At 40.0% G+C, this 21150-nt stretch carries 20 protein-coding genes; 10 read left to right on the top strand and 10 right to left on the bottom strand.

Translation table 11 applies throughout. The features are described from left to right. Window positions 1-96: 96 nt before the first annotated feature. From NQ782_RS07050 to murI, 3 genes are all read left to right on the top strand, one after another. Window positions 97-1923, top strand: coding sequence for a DUF885 family protein (locus NQ782_RS07050; protein ID WP_057094255.1), 1827 nt, complete (start codon window positions 97-99; stop codon window positions 1921-1923). A 99-nt stretch (window positions 1924-2022) separates the two neighbouring features. After that, entirely contained in the window at window positions 2023-2661 is a 639-nt protein-coding gene (locus NQ782_RS07045; protein ID WP_000414391.1) for an HAD family hydrolase, read from the top strand. A gap of 23 nt (window positions 2662-2684) precedes the next feature. Continuing rightward, entirely contained in the window at window positions 2685-3485 is an 801-nt protein-coding gene (gene murI, locus NQ782_RS07040) for a glutamate racemase (RefSeq protein WP_057094253.1), read from the top strand. Between the two features lie 85 nt (window positions 3486-3570). Here murI and glmS read toward each other — a convergent pair whose 3' ends face one another. From glmS to NQ782_RS07000, 8 genes are all read right to left on the bottom strand, one after another. Next, a complete protein-coding gene (gene glmS / locus NQ782_RS07035) occupies window positions 3571-5409 on the bottom strand; it encodes a glutamine--fructose-6-phosphate transaminase (isomerizing) (protein ID WP_000334178.1) in 1839 nt (612 codons plus the stop codon). 12 nt (window positions 5410-5421) lie between these two features. After that, window positions 5422-6786 (bottom strand): bifunctional UDP-N-acetylglucosamine diphosphorylase/glucosamine-1-phosphate N-acetyltransferase GlmU, encoded by a 1365-nt coding sequence (glmU, locus tag NQ782_RS07030; protein ID WP_000108581.1) that lies wholly within the window; start codon window positions 6784-6786, stop codon window positions 5422-5424. A 16-nt stretch (window positions 6787-6802) separates the two neighbouring features. Continuing rightward, window positions 6803-7318 (bottom strand): phosphatidylglycerophosphatase A, encoded by a 516-nt coding sequence (locus NQ782_RS07025; RefSeq protein ID WP_000380675.1) that lies wholly within the window; start codon window positions 7316-7318, stop codon window positions 6803-6805. Continuing rightward, window positions 7296-8213, bottom strand: a complete 918-nt coding sequence (gene thiL, locus NQ782_RS07020; protein ID WP_005109237.1) for a thiamine-phosphate kinase — start codon at window positions 8211-8213, stop codon at window positions 7296-7298. The genes NQ782_RS07025 and thiL overlap by 23 nt, the downstream gene beginning before the upstream one ends. Window positions 8214-8228: 15 nt before the next feature. After that, complete coding sequence (nusB, locus tag NQ782_RS07015) at window positions 8229-8678, bottom strand: transcription antitermination factor NusB (protein WP_000084188.1); 450 nt, start codon at window positions 8676-8678, stop codon at window positions 8229-8231. Between the two features lie 3 nt (window positions 8679-8681). Then, window positions 8682-9152, bottom strand: coding sequence for a 6,7-dimethyl-8-ribityllumazine synthase (gene ribE, locus NQ782_RS07010; protein WP_001007829.1), 471 nt, complete (start codon window positions 9150-9152; stop codon window positions 8682-8684). An 11-nt stretch (window positions 9153-9163) separates the two neighbouring features. Further along, a complete protein-coding gene (ribBA, locus tag NQ782_RS07005) occupies window positions 9164-10285 on the bottom strand; it encodes a bifunctional 3,4-dihydroxy-2-butanone-4-phosphate synthase/GTP cyclohydrolase II (protein WP_001131392.1) in 1122 nt (373 codons plus the stop codon). A 239-nt stretch (window positions 10286-10524) separates the two neighbouring features. Continuing rightward, window positions 10525-11832: a hypothetical protein gene (locus tag NQ782_RS07000; protein WP_086231062.1), complete on the bottom strand. Its 1308-nt coding sequence runs from the start codon at window positions 11830-11832 to the stop codon at window positions 10525-10527. A gap of 59 nt (window positions 11833-11891) precedes the next feature. Here NQ782_RS07000 and serB point away from each other — a divergent pair, with 59 nt between their 5' ends. The 3 genes from serB (at window position 11892) to NQ782_RS06985 (ending at window position 14593) form a co-directional block, all read left to right on the top strand. Continuing rightward, window positions 11892-13115 carry a phosphoserine phosphatase SerB gene (gene serB, locus NQ782_RS06995; protein WP_057094249.1) on the top strand — a complete coding sequence of 408 codons (1224 nt, stop codon included), beginning with the start codon at window positions 11892-11894 and terminating at the stop codon, window positions 13113-13115. A gap of 409 nt (window positions 13116-13524) precedes the next feature. Beyond that, entirely contained in the window at window positions 13525-13860 is a 336-nt protein-coding gene (gene aciT, locus NQ782_RS06990) for a ciprofloxacin tolerance protein AciT (RefSeq protein ID WP_000255593.1), read from the top strand. 253 nt (window positions 13861-14113) lie between these two features. Beyond that, entirely contained in the window at window positions 14114-14593 is a 480-nt protein-coding gene (locus NQ782_RS06985) for a hypothetical protein (protein WP_000778126.1), read from the top strand. Between the two features lie 39 nt (window positions 14594-14632). Here the strand turns inward: NQ782_RS06985 and dtd are convergent, their stop codons facing one another. Beyond that, a complete protein-coding gene (gene dtd / locus NQ782_RS06980) occupies window positions 14633-15076 on the bottom strand; it encodes a D-aminoacyl-tRNA deacylase (protein ID WP_057094247.1) in 444 nt (147 codons plus the stop codon). A gap of 168 nt (window positions 15077-15244) precedes the next feature. On the opposite strand from dtd, the gene pncB reads away from it, so the two are divergent. From pncB to NQ782_RS06960, 4 genes are all read left to right on the top strand, one after another. After that, the gene (gene pncB / locus NQ782_RS06975) at window positions 15245-16459 is read left to right on the top strand and encodes a nicotinate phosphoribosyltransferase (RefSeq protein ID WP_000074557.1); all 1215 of its coding nucleotides are present in this window, start codon (window positions 15245-15247) and stop codon (window positions 16457-16459) included. Between the two features lie 150 nt (window positions 16460-16609). Further along, a complete protein-coding gene (locus NQ782_RS06970; RefSeq protein WP_000174475.1) occupies window positions 16610-17458 on the top strand; it encodes a sulfurtransferase in 849 nt (282 codons plus the stop codon). Next, window positions 17455-18306, top strand: a complete 852-nt coding sequence (gene asd / locus NQ782_RS06965) for an archaetidylserine decarboxylase (protein ID WP_057094245.1) — start codon at window positions 17455-17457, stop codon at window positions 18304-18306. The genes NQ782_RS06970 and asd overlap by 4 nt, the downstream gene beginning before the upstream one ends. Window positions 18307-18524: 218 nt before the next feature. Then, window positions 18525-19721: an alpha/beta fold hydrolase gene (locus tag NQ782_RS06960; RefSeq protein ID WP_086231063.1), complete on the top strand. Its 1197-nt coding sequence runs from the start codon at window positions 18525-18527 to the stop codon at window positions 19719-19721. 69 nt (window positions 19722-19790) lie between these two features. Here NQ782_RS06960 and phoR read toward each other — a convergent pair whose 3' ends face one another. Further along, the gene (gene phoR / locus NQ782_RS06955; protein WP_057092799.1) at window positions 19791-21149 is read right to left on the bottom strand and encodes a phosphate regulon sensor histidine kinase PhoR; all 1359 of its coding nucleotides are present in this window, start codon (window positions 21147-21149) and stop codon (window positions 19791-19793) included. Window position 21150 lies beyond the last annotated feature (1 nt).

The raw sequence follows: 21150 nt of genomic DNA, 5'->3' as shown, positions 1-21150 counted from the left end.
AAAAATACTCGATTTTTACACTATTTTATATGCTGCTTGGCACGTAATTTGTTTTGTCTTTATTTTAACCTTTGTTAAATATATTTGGATAATTAAATGAAAAACAGAGCCTTACATTTTGCTTGTATCAGTGTTTTATTTTGGATGTCTCATTCTTCTAATGCTGCAACCCCTGAAATAAATACAAATACCATCGAAAAATCACAATCTAAACAAAAGAGTGATGTCTCTATTCGGGTGAAAGCTTTAAACCAACTTTTACAAGAACAGTGGGAATATACTTTGAAAAATAGTCCTGAAACTGCAACCGTTTTAGGAGATTTACGCTATAACGATCGATGGACCGAGTTTTCAAAAACTCAGATCGAGAAAGATAAAAAAAGTACGCAAAATTTTTTAAAACGTTTTGAAGCAATTGATAGCACAGGGTTTTCAGCAACTGACCAATTAAATAAAGATTTAATGATTTATCAGTTGAAAGAAACACTTAAAAATTATGATTTGAAATTGTATGAGATGCCTTTTAATCAAATGTGGGGGCTACATTTACAATTTCCGGGATTTATTAGTTCGATTCCATTTGATAATACTAAGCAATATCAAGACTATATTTCTCGTTTAAAACAAATTCCTCTTATTCTTGATCAAGGTATTCAGTTAGCGAAACAAGGACAAAAAGATGGCTTGATGCCACCCAAATATTTAATTGAAAAGGTGGCAAAGCAGATTAATATCATTGCAGCTCCCGCAGGAAAGGACAGTGTTTTTGCTTCTCCATTAAAGCAATTTCCAAAAAATATTTCGAAAGCAGAACAAGAGCGTTTAAGCCGTGAAATACTACAGGCCATAGATCAGAATGTTCGGCCTGCTTATCAAAAACTCGGGACGTTTATTCAGAAAGATTACTTACCCCATGGACGACAACACGAGGGTATATGGAGCTTGCCAAACGGTGACGAGCTCTATCGCTTTTATGTAGAAAATAATACGACAACCTCGGAAAGCCCTGAAAACATTCATCAGCTCGGGTTAAAAGAAGTTGCTCGTATAGAAGCGGAAATACTGAAAATTGCCAAAGCACAAGGTTTCAATGACTTAAAAAGTTTCCAACAATCTCTAAAAACAAATCCAGCTGTTTTCCCAAAATCTCGTGAAGAAATTTTAGAGATTTATCGAGGATATATTGCCCAAATGCAACCAGAGTTGCCAAAGCTCTTTGGTTTGTTACCCAAAAATAAAGTCGAAGTTTTGCCTGTAGAGCAATATCGCGAAAAAGAAGCGGCAGGTGCGGAGTATCATCAAGGAACGCCTGATGGTTCACGGCCGGGACAGGTATATGTAAATACTGGCGACTTCTCTGAACGTTCCAAAATATCAATGGAAGCAACCGCTTACCATGAGGCAATTCCCGGCCACCATATGCAGATTGATATTGCCCAAAACCTGCCAAATTTGCCGATGTTCCGAAAGCAACCTAACCATACCGCTTATATTGAAGGATGGGCACTTTACACAGAGCAACTGGGCAAGGACGTTGGTTTCTATAAAGACCCGCTTTCAGACTATGGAAGACTCTCGAGTGAATTGTTCCGCGCTTGTCGCTTAGTGGTGGACACTGGCGTGCATTATAAAAAGTGGACGCGTCAGCAAATGATTGATTTTATGCGTGAACACTCTGCTTTAGATGAACCTGATATTCAGGCAGAGACGGATCGCTATATCGCTATTCCTGCCCAAGCATTAGCATATAAGATGGGCCAACTCAAAATTTTAGAGCTACGGGAACTCGCGAAACATGAGCTTGGAGACCGTTTTGATATCAAAGCATTCCATGACATGGTTTTAAATGCAGGAACCTTGCCTTTAAATATACTCGATGCCCGTATTAAAAATTGGATAAAGGAACAAAAAGCGGCAGCTTAAAACAAAAATCGAAATTTAGGTCAGGTCCTCGTTGGGCCTGATTTAAAAACCGATAGAAAACAGAATATAATAATAAAAAATATATTTTCGAAACTAGAAATGGAAAAAAACCTAAAAGAATATCAGGCTATTATTTTTGATTTAGATGGCACCTTAGCCGACTCCTTTCATTTTTTTCTAAGCGTTTTAAATCAACTTTCCGCAAAGTATAAGTTTAAATCGGTAAGCCTTCACGAAGTCGATTACTACAAACAACTTACGCCTAGAGAAATTATGAAAGAGATGAACGTTTCTCGGTGGAAACTGCCTTGGATTGCGAAAGACTTTATTCGGTTAATGAAAGAAAGAGATGAAGAAATTCATTTGTTTGAGGGTATGCGGGACCACTTAATTGAACTGCATAAGCGGGGTTATACGCTCGCAATTATTACTTCAAACTCTAAAGAAAACTGTCAAAATGTACTGGGTAAAGAACTATGTGAACTTTTTAGCCATATTGATGGTGGCTCGTCTATATTTGGCAAAGCTAAACGAATTAAGCGTGTTCTCAATATTTTGAATTTAAATAAAGAGCAGGCCATTTATGTCGGAGACCAAACGACTGATGGCGAAGCTGCACATAAAGCAGGCATTGATTTTGCTGCGGTAGGTTGGGGTTATACATCGGCTGAAAAATTAAAAACCATTCAGCCCAAAGTCGTGCTCAATGACTTGGCAACCATGAAAGAATTTTTCTAAATATATGAAATACAGGACAAACAATGAATAACAATAACAACCCGATTGGAATGATTGATTCTGGTTTAGGTGGGTTGTCTCTCTTTAAGCATATTCGGGAGGCGCTACCGAATGAAGATATTATCTATTTCGCCGACTCGAAATATGTCCCTTATGGAGACAGAGAAAGCGACTGGATTGTTTCAAGGACCACGCATTTAATTTCAAACCTAGTTGCTCAGGGCAAATGCAAAGCGATCGTGCTTGCTTGTAATACCATGACGGCTGTTGCGGTTGAAACGATTAGAGCGCAAATTAATGTGCCACTTATTGCGATTGAACCAGCGGTAAAACCCGCGGTGGCAATGACTGTGAGCAAGCATATTGCGGTTTTGGCAACTGCTACCACGGTGAAGGGCAAAAACTTAAAGAGTTTAATTGAAACGTATGCGCAAGATATTAAAGTGTCTTTAGTGCCGTGTATTGGCTTAGCCGAAAAAATTGAAACGGGCAAAGCACATACCGCGGAAGTTAAAGATTATTTAAAAAATATTTTGGCGCCGTTGGTCGAACAAAAAGTCGATACGATTATTTTGGGATGCACACACTATCCATTTGTTTCAGACACGATTCAGGAAATTGTAGGTTGTGATATTCAAATTATTGAGCCTTCAGAAGCTGTAACAGCGCAATTAATACGGCAGCTCAATCAATATCATTTAAGTTCTGAAAGTCCAAATGAGGGAAATCATATTATTTGGACCAGTTCAGACCCGTTGGAAGTTGCGGATGTTACTTTTTCTTTGTTATCTGAGAAATTGTCTGTAAAAGCTGTAGAGCTATAAAAAGCCCAATAGGCAATTAATGCATATCGGGCTTAATCAATCAGTTATTAAAGCAGGTGATGTCTTAATAATGATCTTTTTTGAATTACTCTACAGTTACTGACTTCGCCAAGTTACGTGGCTGGTCAACGTCTGTACCACGTAATACAGCAACGTGATAAGACAACAACTGAACTGGTACGCTATAAATGATTGGTGCAAGCCATTCGTTTACTGCTGGAATTTGTACAACGTGTTGACGATCTTTTTCGACTACACCGCTATTTTCATCAGCAAAAACGAATAACTCACCGCCACGCGCCTGAACTTCTTCCATATTCGACTTAAGCTTATCAAGCATTTCGTCATTTGGCGCAAGAATCACGATTGGCATTTCAGTATCAACAAGTGCCAATGGGCCATGTTTTAACTCACCAGCCGCATAACCTTCTGCGTGAATATATGAAATTTCTTTAAGCTTTAATGCACCCTCCAAAGCGATTGGATAGTGTGTGCCACGGCCTAAGAATAAACAGTGTTGTTTTTCAACGAACAATTCTGATAAACGTAAAATTTCAGCATCTTGCTTAAGCGTATCAAGAATGACTTTCGGGCTGTGCCACAATTCACGAGCAAGCTCTTCAATCATCACATTGCTAATACGCTGTTTCACTTGACCAATTTTCAAGATTAACAACATTAATGCAGCGAGCTGAGTCGTGAACGCTTTTGTTGATGCAACACCAATCTCTGGGCCTGCAAGCGTCAATAAGTGGTGATCAGTTTCACGTACCATTGAAGAAGTTGCGACGTTACAGATCGTTAAAGTCTGAATATCGATATTATTTGCTTTAGCACGTTTTTGAGTTTCACGTAGTGCAGCTAAGGTATCTGCTGTTTCACCTGATTGTGAAATACAGATGTAAAGTGTATTTTCCACAATCACTGGTGAGCGATAACGGAATTCACTCGCAATCTCAACTTGGCATGGCACACCAATTAGCTGTTCAAACCAATATTTAGCGATCATTCCTGAGTGATAACTTGTACCACACGCAATAATTTGAACACTTTGAAGTTTACTGAAATCTGCATCAGCATCTTTCAAGAAATCATCACGTAAATTGTTGCCATCAAGTGCTTGAGAAATTGTTTGTTTGATTGCTTCAGGCTGCTCATAAATTTCTTTGAGCATGTAGTGTTTATATTCACCTTTTGAAGCACTGCTTACAGTTGCATCAAGTTCTTTAACTGGACGTTCAACACGTTCACCTTTTACAAATACTTCAATTGAAGTACGAGTAAGACGGGCAATATCGCCTTCCTCTAAGTAAATAAAACGGTTTGTTACTGGTAAAAGAGCCAATTGGTCTGAACTGATAAAGTTTTCGCCAATACCCACACCAATTACAAGTGGTGAACCTTCACGTACAGTAATGAGTTCATCTGGGTAATCGCTGTGAATAATACCTAACGCATAGGCACCTTTAAGCTGAGGAACTACAGATTCTACTGCTTCAAGTAAACTATCAGTATTTTTTAGAGCTTCTGCAACTAAATGGGCTACCACTTCAGTATCTGTTTGAGAAGTAAATACATATCCTAAAGCTTGAAGGTCATCTTTAAGCTCTTGATAGTTCTCGATAATACCGTTGTGGACGACTGCTACCTTGCCTGACATGTGCGGGTGAGCATTATTTTCGGTTGGTTTACCATGTGTTGCCCAACGGGTATGAGCAATACCGATTGTCCCCGTGAGTTGTTGATCAGCAACGGCATCTTCAAGATTGATTACCTTACCAACACGACGTTCACGTAAAATCTGTTGCTTGTTCAGTAAAGCAACACCAGCCGAATCATAACCACGATATTCAAGACGTTTTAAACCTTCAATTAAAATCTCGGTTACACAACGTTCTGCAACGCCTCCGACGATACCACACATACTTCAATCCTCTTATTTTTTAAGCTTTTGGGGACGTTGATAATTTGCTTTAGAAATTTGTTGAGCACGCTCAAAGGAGAGACTTTGTTCAGCCACATCTTTCGTAATCACAGAACCCGCACCGACTGTTGCTCCATTACCAATAGTCACAGGCGCAACCAGCGAGCTATTAGAACCGATAAAAACTGCATCGCCAATAGTGGTTTTGTGTTTATTTGCACCATCATAATTGCAGGTGATTGTACCTGCCCCAATATTTGATTCAGCGCCGATCTCGGCATCACCTAAATAGGTGAAATGGTTAGCTTTACTGCCTAGACCGATCGTTGTATTTTTGACTTCAACAAAGTTGCCGATATGTACTTCGTTTGCCAATTTAGCACCTGGACGTAAGCGTGCGAAAGGACCAATTTGGGTATTTTCCCCAACAACTGCTCCATCAAAAACGCTGTATGCTTGGACTTTAGTGCCCGCTGCAATGGTTGTATTTTTTAAGATACAGCCAGCACCGATTTCGACAAAGTCACCGAGTTCACAGTCGCCTTCAATAATGACATTCACATCAATACGGACATCATGACCAACTTTTACTGTACCACGTAAATCAAAACGTGCAGGATCAGCAAAAGTTACGCCTTGCTGCATAAGTTCTTTTGCTTGTTGCTTCTGAAATTCACGCTCAAGTGCTGCAAGTTGCAGGCGGTCATTTACACCTTCAACTTCAAATGCGAGCTCTGGTTGAATTGAGGCGATTTCTAAACCATCAGCAACAGCCATCGCAACGATATCAGTTAAATAGTATTCGCCTTGTGCATTTTCATTTGAAAGCTTAGGCAACCACTCATGCAGTTTTGCATTGCTGACACAGTAAATACCTGTGTTGATTTCTTGAATTTGACGCTGAGCTTCGGTTGCGTCTTTATGTTCAACAATCGCTTGGATTTTACCGTCTTGGCGGACAATACGGCCATAACCTGTTGGGTTATCGACATGTAAAGTAATCATGCCAATACCGGTTTTATTTGATGCTTCAATCAGTTGTTCAAGTGTTGTTTGACGGACTAAAGGAACATCACCGTATAAAATTAATGAAATGCCGTCTTTAGGAAGTACCGGTAAAGTCATCTGTACAGCATGACCGGTCCCTAACTGTTCTGCTTGTTCAACCCACTGAATATTTTCTTGTGCGAATGTCTTTTTTACGTGATCGCCACCATGTCCATAAATGGTAATGATGTTTTCTGCTAATAGTTGTTTTGCTGTTTTAATAACATGTCCTAGTAGCGGGCGACCAGCTAAAGGTTGTAGTACTTTAGGGAGCTGAGAACGCATTCGCGTTCCTTTGCCTGCAGCAAGAATAATGACAGTAGTTGACATGAATAACTCGAATGATTTAACTCAAATGGATAATAATTAGTGTACAAAGAGCAGCCCATACACCGGCAATAATATCGTCAAGCATAATACCAAAACCACCGTGTACTTGGCGATCAATGACGCGTATAGGCCAAGGTTTCCAAACATCGAAAATTCGAAATAATATAAATCCTGTAATTACCCAAATCCAATTTATTTGTTGTAAATAGAGCAGGGGAATAAAGGTAATAGATTGACCTGCAAATTCATCCCACACAATTCGACCATCATCGTGTACGTTGATTACTTTTGCAGTTTGACCGCAAATATAAATACCCACCACTGACATGATGAGAATAGCGATTAAACTTAAAGTAAATCCGAGAGATAACCAGATGGGAACAAAAAGTAAGGCAAAAGCAGAGCCAAAAGTACCAGGTGCTTTAGGAGCAAGACCAGATCCAAAACCAACCCCACAGAAAACGATGCAGCGGTTGAACCAAGACATGTCTTTAAAATGAATCGGCGGTTTATGCAAAGTGTTGGTATCCATGAATTTGCAATGGGTAATCTGAACCCAAATGCTCAAAAGTTAGTTTTGTTTGCTCAACGATCTGTCCAATCATTGTAATCTTAACGTCTAGTTGTTTTTGCAAAAGTTTTTCATAATTTTGCGGTGTTATTGTAAAACATAATTCGTAGTCATCACCACCTGCCAATGCATATTGCCAACGTTGTTGTTCTTCTAGTTGTTGCAGTACAGGATCAACAGGTAATTTTTCCAGGATGAGTCGTGCTCCAACCGTGGATGCTTTTAAAATATGTCCTAAATCTTGAGCTAAACCATCTGACACATCGATCATGCTAGAGGCGAGCCCTTTTAGCTCTTCTCCAAGCTTACAACGTGGCGTCGGATAGTCCAGTCTTTGTTGTAGGGAATGTCCTAAATGCTGAAGCCCATAAGCAGCATCACCAATCTGCCCACTTACACAAACATAATCACCGACCTTAGCGCCTGAACGTAATACAGCTTTTCCTGTTTCAATCCAGCCCATGGCTGTGACGGTAATGGTAAGGTGCGGACCTTGAGTGGTATCTCCGCCAATTAAGGCAACTCCAAATTGATTACAACAGTCATAGATTCCCTGACTAAATCCTTCAAGCCACTCATGGTCAACTTGAGGCAAGCTGATCGCAAGTAAAATACTATGTGGTTTGGCACCCATTGCAGCAATATCAGACAGATTTACGGCAACACTTTTCCAGCCAATCGCATGGGGCGAGGTTTCAAGAGGGAAGTGACGTCCAGCAACAAGTGTATCGGCACAGATCACCAGTTGTTGATTTGGAGGGGGAGTAATTAAGGCTGAGTCATCACCAATACCAAGCGCAACGTCAGGATGTGACTGACGATTAAAGTATTGATCAATAATTGAGAACTCAGCCATAGAACATCAAGCCTATTATTTTGCTTGTTGTTTTTCTGCGCTACGCAGTGTCGAACTTAAACGGTCTAATACACCATTGATGTATTTATGACTGTCTGCTCCGCCAAAATGCTTCGCAAGTTCGATTGCTTCATCAAGTACCACACGATATGGAATTTCTAGATGATCACGTAACTCGTAAGCACCTAAACGCAAGGTTGCGAGCTCTACACCATCTAGCGCGTCAATTTCACGGTCAAGTACCGGAATAAGTAACGCATCAAGGTCTTCGTGCTGAGCGATAACTTGAGTAAGTAGTTCGTGATAATAGTTCAAGTCTACCTTGTGCATTGCATTTTCAGCACGTGTACGCGCTTCAATTTCATGTACAGGGTTGTGACTCATTTGCCACTCATAAATACCTTGTACAGCAAAACGACGTGCTTTACGTTTTGCTGCATAAGCGGCTTGCAGTGTTTGAGACATGCTTTAAATTGCCTTTAATAAATTAACCATTTCAATTGCAGTTAAAGCAGCTTCGCTACCTTTGTTTCCTGCTTTTGTACCTGAGCGTTCGATTGCTTGCTCGATGCTGTCAGTAGTTAATACACCATTGATAACAGGCAAGCTGCTTTCTAACGCAACTACACCTAAACCTTTCGCACATTCACCAGCAACAAAGTCAAAGTGAGGTGTGCTACCACGAATGACTGCACCGAGTGCAATAATGGCATCAAACTGGTTTGATGTAGCTAATTTTTTAGCAACGATCGGTAGTTCCCATGCGCCAGGAGCGTGAATAACAGTAATGTTATCTTCATTTACGCCATGACGTTTTAACGTGTCGATCGCGCCTTCTAATAAGTGTTCAACAACAAAACTGTTGAAACGACCCACTAAAATCGCATAACGTCCTTCGCTTGCGAGATGTAATAAACCTTCAATACGGCGAATTGCCATAGCAACCTCGATTATTTCGTTGTGATTTGATCAGCAGTGACATATTCCACTACTTCTAAATTAAAGCCAGATAAGGCATTGAAACGCAATGGTGAGCTCAGAAGCTTCATTTTTTCAACACCTAAATCACGCAAAATTTGAGCACCAACACCAATGGTTTGATATTGATGTGAAAGTGCTGCATTGGATTTCACCGGTTTTGGCTTAGTTAAATCATCCAACGCTGGTCCCAAGTCTTGCAAATGATCTTGTCCGATCCAGACTAAAACGCCGCGGTCACTTGCTGCAATCGTTTGTAGCGCACGGTCTAGATTCCAAGCCGGTTCACCGTCAGCTTTATTTAGCTTAAGCAAATCGCGAACAGGACTAAAACCATGTACACGTACCGTTGTAACACCTTCTTTTGGCTCACCTTTAACTAAAGCCAAGTGAATGTCAGGGTTACCTATCTCACGATAGCGATAGAGCTCAAATGAACCATATTCTGTTTGAATCGTTCTTTGATCCAAACGTTCTACAGTTTGCTCATTGGTCATACGGTAGTGGATTAGGTCGGCAATTGTACCAATTTTTAGGCCATGCTTCTCAGCAAAAATTTCTAAATCTGCGCGGCGTGCCATTGTGCCATCTTCTTTGATGATTTCACAAATGACAGATGCAGGCTCAAGACCTGCCAGTCGTGCTAAATCACAACCTGCTTCGGTATGACCTGCACGGTGTAATACACCACCTGGCTGTGCCATGAGTGGGAAAATATGGCCCGGTTGTACAATATCGGTTGGTTTGGCATGTGCTGCCACAGCAGCTTGAATCGTGTGAGCACGTTCTGCTGCCGAAATACCTGTGGTAATACCTTCAGCTGCTTCGATAGATAACGTAAAGTTAGTACCATGCTGGGCACCGTTCTGGTCAACCATCAGCGGGAGGTTTAATTGTTTACAACGTTCACGGCTTAAAGTTAAGCAAACTAAACCGCGTGCATGTGTAATCATGAAGTTAATATCTTCAGGGCGTACATGCGTTGCTGCGATGACAAGGTCACCTTCATTTTCACGGTCTTCGTCATCCATTAAGATGACCATTTTGCCTGCACGAATATCGGCGACAAGTTCTTCAACACGACTCAGCGGCATTCGCTTTCACCTTTTTTTGTCGTAAGACAATTTCTATTGAATAAATTTCGCATAGTTTACGCTGTTTATAGAATTTTGCCTATGATTCTGATTTATCCAAATTTACGACTCAACATCATAGGTCCGGTTTTATTTAGATAAATAAATCATAAAGAAATAAAATTATTTAAAATAAATACCATAAATTTAGATAAAAAAACCTAGCCGAATGGCTAGGTTTAAATGCGCACAATAAATTTTTAAGATGCTGCACTACTCGGGCTGTCATTTTGAGGAATTGATTTTTTACCCATCAAAATTTCAGTTCGAATATTTTGTGCAAGCTCTGCACATTCAGCATTCATACCATTGATCATAAATGCATGACGAGTCATGACATTACTTGGGTTAGGCATTGCAACAAGCTGATAGCTGTCTTGAATTGCTTTAAGCTGTTCATTATCAAGGTAGAGTGCAGATTCCTTCGCATGAAGATGTTGCGCTAAACGTTGAGCAGCTTCTTTGGCATCAATTTGCATTGCTTCTACGGCATGACACACGGCACTGCGAGTTTGTAGCGCAAAGCGTTTATCTTCACGGTAACGCTTATATAAAACGTCCGAAAGCAATTGGAAAACCGTACCTACCATAAGTAGACACTCTACAGCGTGTGGATGTGAAGTCGAAATGGCAAGTGTTGCGCCCTCTGCATGAAACTCGTCTACAACATCAATATCAGTCGCTTTCAAATGATAATGCTTCGTACATAGCTCAACACTCTTGTTTAAAAAGAGCTGACAAAGTTTAAAGTACGGTACAGAAACAGACTGGTTAACACTACTTAATAACTGTTTAGGGTCATAAAATTGAATATTAAGTGCCAAGGTATTTTGGTCTGTAGACTCTAAGCTTTTTTCTGGTTGTGAGCGAACAATTGGTTTAGCTTTAGCTTGCTGCTGAGCTTGAGCAACCAAGGTCACTGTATTTTGTTTTTCAAGCGCGAGAGCTTGAGTTAACTCTTGAATTTCATGTTTTAAACGATTTTCTTCATTAATACGAGCTAAGTATTCGCTACGCGTTGGGCGAGCGATGGCACGGTAAGCCAGCCATAATAAAACATGTAAAAACAGTGAAGCTAAAATCGCAAGCCATTGGGTACGAAGTATTTCTCCAATACTTGGTTGAATTAGTGTGATTTCAATAGAACCGACTTTTTTCTCGTTTTGAAGCGCATCACGAACAAAAATTTCACCTTGGCGAGTTTTTGACATGCCGCTTGTTGCCAAAACTTGTTTATTGGCGTCAAGAATACGGATAGATGCCACACTTGGATTGGTCGCATAGCGATTGGCAATCAGAGCTAAAGAGACCGTATTGGCAGGTTCAAGCTCAGATAAGCTGTCTGCAACGAGTTGACTGGTCATGAGCTGACCTTGGCTCGCACGGTTTTCATTGAGCTGGTGTGTCGTTGCAATCACCAATAAAAAGGTATGCAATGCAAAACTAATGATCAGTAGGCTAGCAAATAGCCCTTGTCTAGGCGCAATCAAGTTAAACTTCCAAGGCAATTATATTGAAATTCGATTATGATTCTTACAATAGTTGTCACTCAGACTAGAGTCAATTCATGCGAGAAATCATTCTTATATCCTTTTTAGGACCGGACCAACCAAACCAGTTTACCCGATTAATGCAAGTACTATCCGTACATTCATTGCAAATACTGGATGTAGGTCAGGCTGTTATTCATAATCAACTGACATTGGGCATTGTGGTCGCCTCTGAAAATGAAACCGCGACCGCGTTGGCAATGAAAGAGATTTTGATTTTAGCACATGATATTGGCTTAACAGTGCGCTTTAAACCTATCTCGGGCGCAGAATACGATCAATGGGTCAGCGAAGGTGGACGAACTCGTTATATCGTCACGGCTTTAGCACCGGAACTCACTGCTGCACATTTACAAGCCGTTACACAAATTGTGTCTAGCCAAGGCTTTAACATCGAAACTGTAACTCGTTTATCAGGTCGTGTAGATCTTGAAAAAGATAGCGCATTGCCTCGCCGTGCTTGTGTACAGTTTGGTTTAAGCAGTGGTCCGACTTTAGATGCTCAAGCTATGCGTGCAGCTTGTTTGCTTCTTTCAAGCGAATTAAATATTGATGTGGCTGTTCAGGAAGATAACGCTTATCGACGTAACCGCCGTTTAGTCTGCTTCGATATGGATTCAACTTTAATTGAACAAGAAGTGATTGATGAATTGGCGCTTGAAGCAGGGGTGGGCGAGCAAGTTGCTGAAATTACTGAAAGAGCGATGCAAGGTGAGTTGGACTTCCAGCAAAGTTTCCGTGCGCGGGTTGCTTTACTCAAAGGTCTTGATGCATCAGTTTTACCTAAAATTGCCGAGCGATTGACAATCACCGAAGGTGCCGAGCGCCTCATTTCGACTTTAAAAGCCCTTGGATATAAAACGGCAATTTTATCTGGTGGCTTCCAATATTTTGCTGAATATTTACAAGCTAAATTAGGCATTGATGAAGTTCACGCTAACGTTTTAGATGTACAAGATGGCGTTGTGACTGGTGAAGTAAAAGGTGTAATTGTTGATGGTGCCCGTAAAGCAGAGTTGCTGCGTGAGCTGGCGAACAAACTCGGTATTTCACTAGAGCAAGCGATGGCTGTTGGCGATGGCGCAAATGATTTACCGATGCTTGCGATTGCAGGACTTGGCGTAGCATATCGTGCTAAACCACTGGTGCGTCAAAATGCAAATCAGGCGATTTCAAGCGTTGGTCTGGATGGAGTACTGTATTTACTCGGTATGCATGATAAAGATTTAAGCCGTGCTTAAATAATAGTGAACAATCATTAAGCGCTGCTCAAGAGTAGCGCTTTTTTTATGCAGAATAGTCATAAAAACAAGCAAGTTATGACAAAATTATGCACAGAAAAAAGGCAATAAAAAAAACTGAAAAAAACTTATTTTGAGGCAAAAAAACAGCATAGTTTTTTGTAATGACACGCCAGAATTGATGCCATATAGGAAGTAGAACTTTTTAAAATTTACAAAAATGTAATGACAAAAGAATGTTGCGACAAAGTATGTCGCATCGACAAATAACAGGTCTTTTTTTCTAAAAAAAAACATCCATAATGCTTTCTAAGCTTCAACACAAATCATGAATTAAAGTTGTTTTTGGAATGAGGTCTGGTGTTCAGACCGAATGTTTTTAGACGTTTTCATTAAGACGGAGGTTTCTATGGTAACAGCGAATTTTGCCGCTATCGCCGGACTCAGCTTAATTGCTGTCGCGCTTGTTGCTGTGTTCTTTTCTCCTTACCGTCGTTGGCTTGGTTTTATGCTTGCAGGGATGTTTTTTTGGGGGCTATTGGAAGTGGTCCGTTTTGGAGTTCAAGTCACTTTTGAAATGCCAGTCACATATAGTTATTTAACTGCACTAAGTCTAGCGATGGTAATGGTTACATTTGTTTTATTACGTGAGGATAAACAGGCACAGAAGGCTTTGGCAAATCGCCAATATATAGAACACACGCCAGTATATGAAGATGATCAGCAGCAATGTTCTAGCCGATAATTTAATTGTTATCTAACGGTAAAAAGGTATGCACAGCATGCCTTTTTTATTTACGAAAACATGATTTTTATTATACAAAGCATTTATTAAAAAATAGCCAGTTATGCTACGATAGACTGGTCTGTTGACGTTTCATATATAGATTGCGTTGCCAATTAGAATATCATCAGTCGATGCACGAAACAGGCAATGGTGAGTCCTTGCTGAGTTTTGCCCCAAGGTTTTCATAAAAATACAATAGGCGTGAATGTTCATGAAACTTTCTTCTATACCTGTAGTCAAGTTACCACTTGTTGATGTCAGTACAGACCCGTTAGATTTATTGGTAGCAGGTTTGGCGCTGCGTATGAAACAGTTGGCACGTACAAGTCCTAAGTTTATTGAGCTAGTGCATGACCGCGCATTCCGCATTCAAATTGGTACTGATTTAGGTGTGGCTCGCCAAATTATTATTAATCATGGTCACATCGATACAGTTGCTGGATCACCTGAAAAAGCTGACTTTATTTTGCAGTTTGCAGATAGCGAACAAGGCGTAAAAACTTTACTCAAAGGTGACCCAACAGCATTTATGACAGGTATGCAAGACGGTAGCATTAAAATGGAAGGTGATTTCAGCTTGCTCGTTTGGTTTAACCAAGCAGCTAAATTGATTCCACCAAAATTACCAAAACCAGTAAAAGATAAAGTACGTCAAGCACGTGCTTTTATTAAAGAAAAAACTGGTCGTTAAGATCTAATAAAAAACTCCCGATTGGGAGTTTTTTTATATTTATGCTTCAACTTCTAAATTGAAAGTGACTGGTCCATCATTAATCAAATGAACTTTCATGTCCGCAGCAAAAATACCTGTTTGAACATTTTCAAACTGTGAACGGGTATATTCTACCAACTGTTCATATAGTGCTTTTGCGTCGCTAGGTGGCATGGCCGGACCAAAGTCAGGACGTAGTCCTTTTTGCGTTTGAGCCATTAAAGTGAACTGTGAAACAAGCAGGACTCCGCCATTTGCCTGAGATACATTCCAGCCCATTTTGCCTTGCTCATCATCAAAAATACGATATTTCAAAATCTTGTCGATGAGCTTTTGTCCTTTCTCTAAAGTATCTTCTTTTCCTAAACCTAAAAAAACCAATAAGCCATGCTGGATTTCACCGGTCGTTTCACCGTCTACTACTACTTTAGCTTCAAGAACTCGTTGTATTAAAGCGCGCATTGTTAGAGAAAGTTTCTGCAATTAATTGAATGGATGCAGTTTAGCAGAAATTAAATTAAATGATTTTTAAAAGGAAATTTCATGGAACTGCAACAATGGTATAAAAGCTCGCAATTCATCTAGAAAAATATGCTTTAATGCTAAGAAGCAAGCGAATAATCATTGACTATGTCTCCAATTATCCATTCTTTACTTGATACAGACTTGTACAAATTTACGATGCTACAAGTGGTTTTGCATAAATTCCCGCAAACACATAGCGTCTATCATTTTCGTTGCAGAAATTTAGAAGATACGGTCTATCCATTAGTGGATATTTTGGATGATTTAAACGAGCAACTCGACCATTTATGTAATCTCAAATATAAAGAAGACGAACTACAATATTTAAGAAAATTACGATTTATTAAAAGCGACTTTGTCGATTATTTAGAATTATTTCAACTCAAACGCCGTTTTATTCATGCGAGTATAGATGAAGAAGGTCGATTAGATATCCGTATTGAAGGGCCAATGGTTCAAGCCATGATGTTTGAGATTTTTGTTTTAGCCATTGTAAATGAATTATATTTTAGCCGAATTAAAACAGATGAAGTCTGGGCTGAAGGCGAGCGTCGTTTACAAGCAAAACTTGAATTAATTCAGCAATACGAAAAAGCTCAACAACCGAATGATCCACCATTTTTAGTTTCTGATTTTGGTACCCGCCGTCGTTATAGTTTTGAATGGCAAAAACATGTAGTTGCTGCATTCCATAACACTGTGCCAAATGTGTTCCGTGGTACAAGTAACGTCTTGCTTGCCAAAGAGTTAAATATTACGCCAATTGGAACCATGGCCCACGAATTCCTACAAGCGTTTCAGGCGCTTGATGTTCGCTTACGTGACTTTCAAAAAGCTGCTTTAGAAACGTGGGTTCAAGAATATCGCGGAGACTTAGGAATTGCTTTAACTGATGTTGTGGGTATGGACGCTTTCCTCAGAGATTTTGACTTGTATTTTGCCAAATTATTTGATGGCTTACGTCATGACAGTGGTGATCCGTACGAGTGGGGTGATAAAGCATATGCACACTATCGTAAATTAAAAATTGATACCAAAACCAAAATGTTGACCTTTAGTGATGGCCTTAATTTACCAAAGGCTTGGGAGCTACATCAATATTTCAAAGACCGTTTCCAGGTGAGTTTCGGTATTGGTACTAATTTGACCAATGACATGGGCCAAACACCGCTCAATATTGTATTGAAACTGGTTGAGTGTAATGGTCAGTCTGTTGCTAAAATTTCGGACAGCCCTGGCAAAACCATGACTGATAACGATACATTCTTGGCCTATTTACGTCAGGTTTTCCAAATCGAAGAGCTGGATGAAGCAATTTAATTACAATAGAGCTTAAGCGCTTGGCAGCCACTTAAGACTTGAGAATTTTAATATCTGATTTTCTGCTAAACACTAGCAGAAAATCAGAGTTTGATAGATATAAGCTTATGCTAAGATGAAATTAAGCTGGTATAAAAAGTAACCATGACGATGACACTCCCTGATTTTAAACTCGATTTATTAATAGAAGCAGAAGAGTTAGTGCCTTATTTAGGCAATGAATATATCCGTATTGTTGATTTGAGCCGTGCATCAGTTTATGAGCAGCTCCATGTTCCGCATGCTATTCACTTACAACCTAAATGGTTAGTTGCTCAACACGAAGAAGCAACAGGTGTTTTACCGGATGAAGCGGGTTTACAAGCGCTTATTGAAAAATTGAATATTTCACCAAATCACCATGTGGTGGTCTATGATGATGAAGGTGGAGCATGGGCAGGGCGTTTAATCTGGAATCTCCATTGCTTAGGTTTTACCCGTACAAGTTTAATTAATGGCGGAATTCATGCATGGCTTGGTGCAGGTTTACCCACCACAGCTGAGGTTGAAGAACTTCCTCGAGTTGATAACTTAATTCAGATCGATTTATCACATGCTGCTCAGTTCAGAGTGAACTATGAAGAACTACGCAAACAAGTTGAGCAAGAAAGTGTGCAACTCTGGGATTGCCGGACGAGTGATGAATATAGTGGCGTCCGTTTAGCAGCGCGACGCGGTGGTCACATTCCAAATGCCCTCCATTTTGAATGGAGTACTGCACTTAATCGTCAAAATCATCTAAAATTGCATCCGCTTGAACGCACGCGGCAGCGTCTTGAACAACTTGGGTTCGATTTAAAACAACCTGTAGTCGTATACTGCCAGTCACATCACCGTTCTGGTTTGGCTTATATTCTGGCTAGACTTTTAGGTTGGGAAGCAAAAGCCTATGATGGTGCGTGGAGTGAATGGGGCAATCGCCTCGATAGTCCTATCATTACTGGAGAATCGCCGTCTTGAGTTTTACATCTCGCTTAAAAAAAGAATTATTTATTAAGGCACAAAATCTTGTTCCTCAGCATCAGTTAAGTCGTGTAGTGGGTAAAGTTGCTGCAAGTGAAAATCCAATTTTAAAAGCTGCTGTTATTCATGCATTTAAAACCAAATACGGCATTGATTTATCAATTGCTGAACAAGGCAATGCACTGAAATATAAATCTTTTAATGATTTCTTTACCCGTGCCTTGAAAGATGGCGTACGTTTAGTTGATGAAAATCCGGATAGTATTGTTTCACCAGCGGATGGCGCGATTTCTCAAATTGGTAAAATCACTGCGGGCGAAGTATTTCAAGCAAAAGGCCAAAGTTTCTCTGTAGAAAAGTTAATTGGCGATCCACAACTTGCTCAACCTTTCCAAGAAGGTGAGTTTGCAACGGTTTATCTTTCTCCACGTGATTATCACCGTGTTCATATGCCATTTTCAGGCACATTAACTGAAACGTTATATGTACCGGGTGAGTTATTCTCAGTAAATCAGGTGACTGCTGAAAATGTACCGGGATTATTTGCCCGTAATGAGCGTATGGTATGTTTGTTTGATACTGAGCTTGGTCGTATGGCCGTTGTTTTGGTCGGTGCTATGATTGTGGCAGGTATTGAAACTGTGGCAACAGGTAAAGTAAAACCATCGGGTCGTATCGAATTACAGCATCATGAGTTGAAGTTAGAGAAAGGTGCTGAGCTTGGCCGTTTTTATTTAGGTTCTACCGCAATTATTTTATTTGAAAAAGATAAAATCGAGTGGGAAACGCGTTTTAAAGCCGAGTCTGTTGTTGTCATGGGCGAACGTATGGGTCATACGCTTTAACCCATCAGTAGATTAAAAAAAGAGAGCTTTTGCTCTCTTTTTTATTTTCTATGGATTGGCATTTCTAAGCTTAAAGTCTAGATTTAGTGGGAATAGTCATCTATGTTGGTATGTGAGTTCTTTCATTTGCCTCTTGTTAGGTTCTTTATATGCAATAGGGGGCATATTTTTTATAAAACTAATTTGAAATGATGATTAGAAAGTAGAGGAGTAATCCCTTGATTAGAAAAAGTAATTCTTTATTAAAAATTTTATTTAGCAGTATTTGTTTGATATCTGGTTCTGCTATGGCTGCTCCAATTACAGATTTGAGTAAGCAAATTGTGAGTGAAAAACCGGGCTCAATACTTTCTATAGCGCAACAAGATGTGACGGATTTATTTCTGCATGCAGATCAGCGCTTATTAGTAAATTATCGTAGTCGAGGTGTGAATAACGAGCCTATCGTTGCCTCAGCGTTTATTTTATTACCGAAAGGAACACCACCAAAAAATGGCTGGCCCGTACTAGCTTGGGCGCATGGTACAACAGGAGTAGCCGATACTTGTGCACCTTCGGGTGATTATGCCGGTGGACCAGTTCATTCATATCAGGAAGTTGCTTCAAAAGCGTTAGATGGTTGGCTTGCACGAGGCTATGCAGTAGTCGCACCTGATTATCAAGGTCTGGGTACTTTAGGTGCACATCCTTATATGAATGCAAAGAGCCAATTGTATACAGTAGTAGATGCAGTGCGGGCGTTACATATGCTTAAGCCAAAAGATTTTAATAAACAGTGGTTGGTGATGGGGCATAGCCAAGGCGGTGCTGCTGCTATTACCGTGGCGGCTTATGGTCAAAAAGATGCTCCCGAACTAGATTTAAAAGGGGCAATTGCTCTTGCGCCAGGTGGCTATCAATATGAAGGCATTGCAGAATATGTGTTGAGTCATCCAAACCCAGAACCAAGTGTGGCAGCATTTTTCCCGATTGTATTATTGGGAGCGCAAGCAGCAGAGCCAAGTATTATTCCTGAGAATTTAGTCAGTCCAGAAATGGGCAATGTGCTGACTCAAGCACGTAGCCGCTGTTTATCTGAACTTCAATCTGATTTGAAGAAATCTCCTTCTAGCATATTTCGACCTAATGCAGATTTAAAACCTCTTTTGTCTTATTTAAAACAGCAGTCTATTGAAAATATGGTGCCGACTGTACCGTTAATGATTGTTCAGGGTTCTAAAGATCATTTAGTTGACCCTAGAGGAACATATGCTTATTACCAACAGCTATGTAAATCAAAAAAACCAACTATTTATCAATCAATTGATGGTGGAGATCATCGCGATGCACTACGTCAGAGTCATACTTTTGCCACTGACTTTTTAAATGTCATAGAGAAAAATCAGACAAAATCGTATTGCTCAAATCTTAAGTAAATTGGTTTAAATACTACAAGAAAGCCGACTTTTCATAAGTCGGCTTTTTATATTTGAAGAAAGATGATTTTAAGTCATGTTATAGAGTCTTTCTTTTGGAAAAACTGCGGTAAAGGTTGATCCTTCATTTTCTTTAGATTGCACGTCTAAGTAGGCGCCGTGTTGCATGAGTACGTGTTTTACAATCGCTAAGCCTAATCCTGTTCCACCGGTTTGACGACTACGGTCGCTGTCCACGCGATAGAAGCGTTCAGTCAGACGTGGTAAATGTTTAGGGTTAATGCCGATACCGGTATCTTGTACGCTAAAGTAAGCATGCTCACCGTCATCGTGCCAGCCAATGGTAATGGTTCCGCCTTTTGGTGTGTACTTAATGGCATTAGTAATTAAATTACTAAATGCGCTGGCAATTTCCATGTCTGAACCGATGAGGTCACAGTGGCTATCAATATGTAAATTGAGTGTATGCCCATAATCGGCATTGTAGGCCTGAGCATCATCAAATAATTGATTCATTAAGCTCGGCATTTCAATAATCTGATTTTTTGCGATTTTCTTATTATTTTCTAAATTTGATAACAATAGTAAATCATTAACCAACGCATTCATACGTTTGGTTTGAGATTGCATCTGGTCAAATGCACGTTTCCAGCGTGGGTTAATATCATCTTGGTCGGTAAAGGTTTCGATATAACCACTCAGTACGGTTAAAGGTGTACGTAGTTCATGCGAAATATTATCGACAAAGTCTTTACGCATTTGCTCAAGATTATGCATACGAGTTACATCGTATGCCACAAGTAAGCGGCTTTCCCCACCAAATCGTGTGAGCTTAACCTGTACATAACGGTCATCATCAAGATTTGAATGGAGTTTAATCCCATCGGGTGCCTGATCAATATTGTTAAAATATTCAATAAAAGTTGGCTGGCGCAAAATGGTTAATAAGTTGCGACCACGGTCAAGTGGACTAATTCCTAGTAAACGCTCTGCGGCTGGGTTCCACCATTCAATTTGATGTTGATCATCAATCAAGACTACCGCTTCGGCAAGTGCAACTAATGAAGATTGAGCGCGGTCAATAAGTCCTACCATTTCCGCTTGAACAATACGTTCTTGGCGCTGGGCACGGTAAACGTTAAATAATAATGCCCCCCAAATTCCGTTGAGGTTCGGAGGGACATCGTATGGATTATTGGCAATCCAGTCATTGACCAAATATAAAGAACGCAACTGAAGTGTAAAAAACACCACAAAGGCAATAAAAATACAGCTCCAGAAATACCCAATTCCTAAACCGACTAAACCTGCAATAATCAGGAAAAATAATAAAAGTCGTAAATCTTGTTTAGCAAACGTCCATAAACTACTGTAGCGGGAAAGCTTTTGTTCACGTACCTGTTCGGGGACGGGGTAGGGTTCATACATA

The organism is Acinetobacter sp. BD54, from assembly GCF_044778325.1.
Lineage (GTDB): Bacteria > Pseudomonadota > Gammaproteobacteria > Pseudomonadales > Moraxellaceae > Acinetobacter > Acinetobacter baumannii.
Note: the sequence above shows the minus strand (reverse complement) of the source record. Positions and strands in the feature narration are given on the sequence as shown.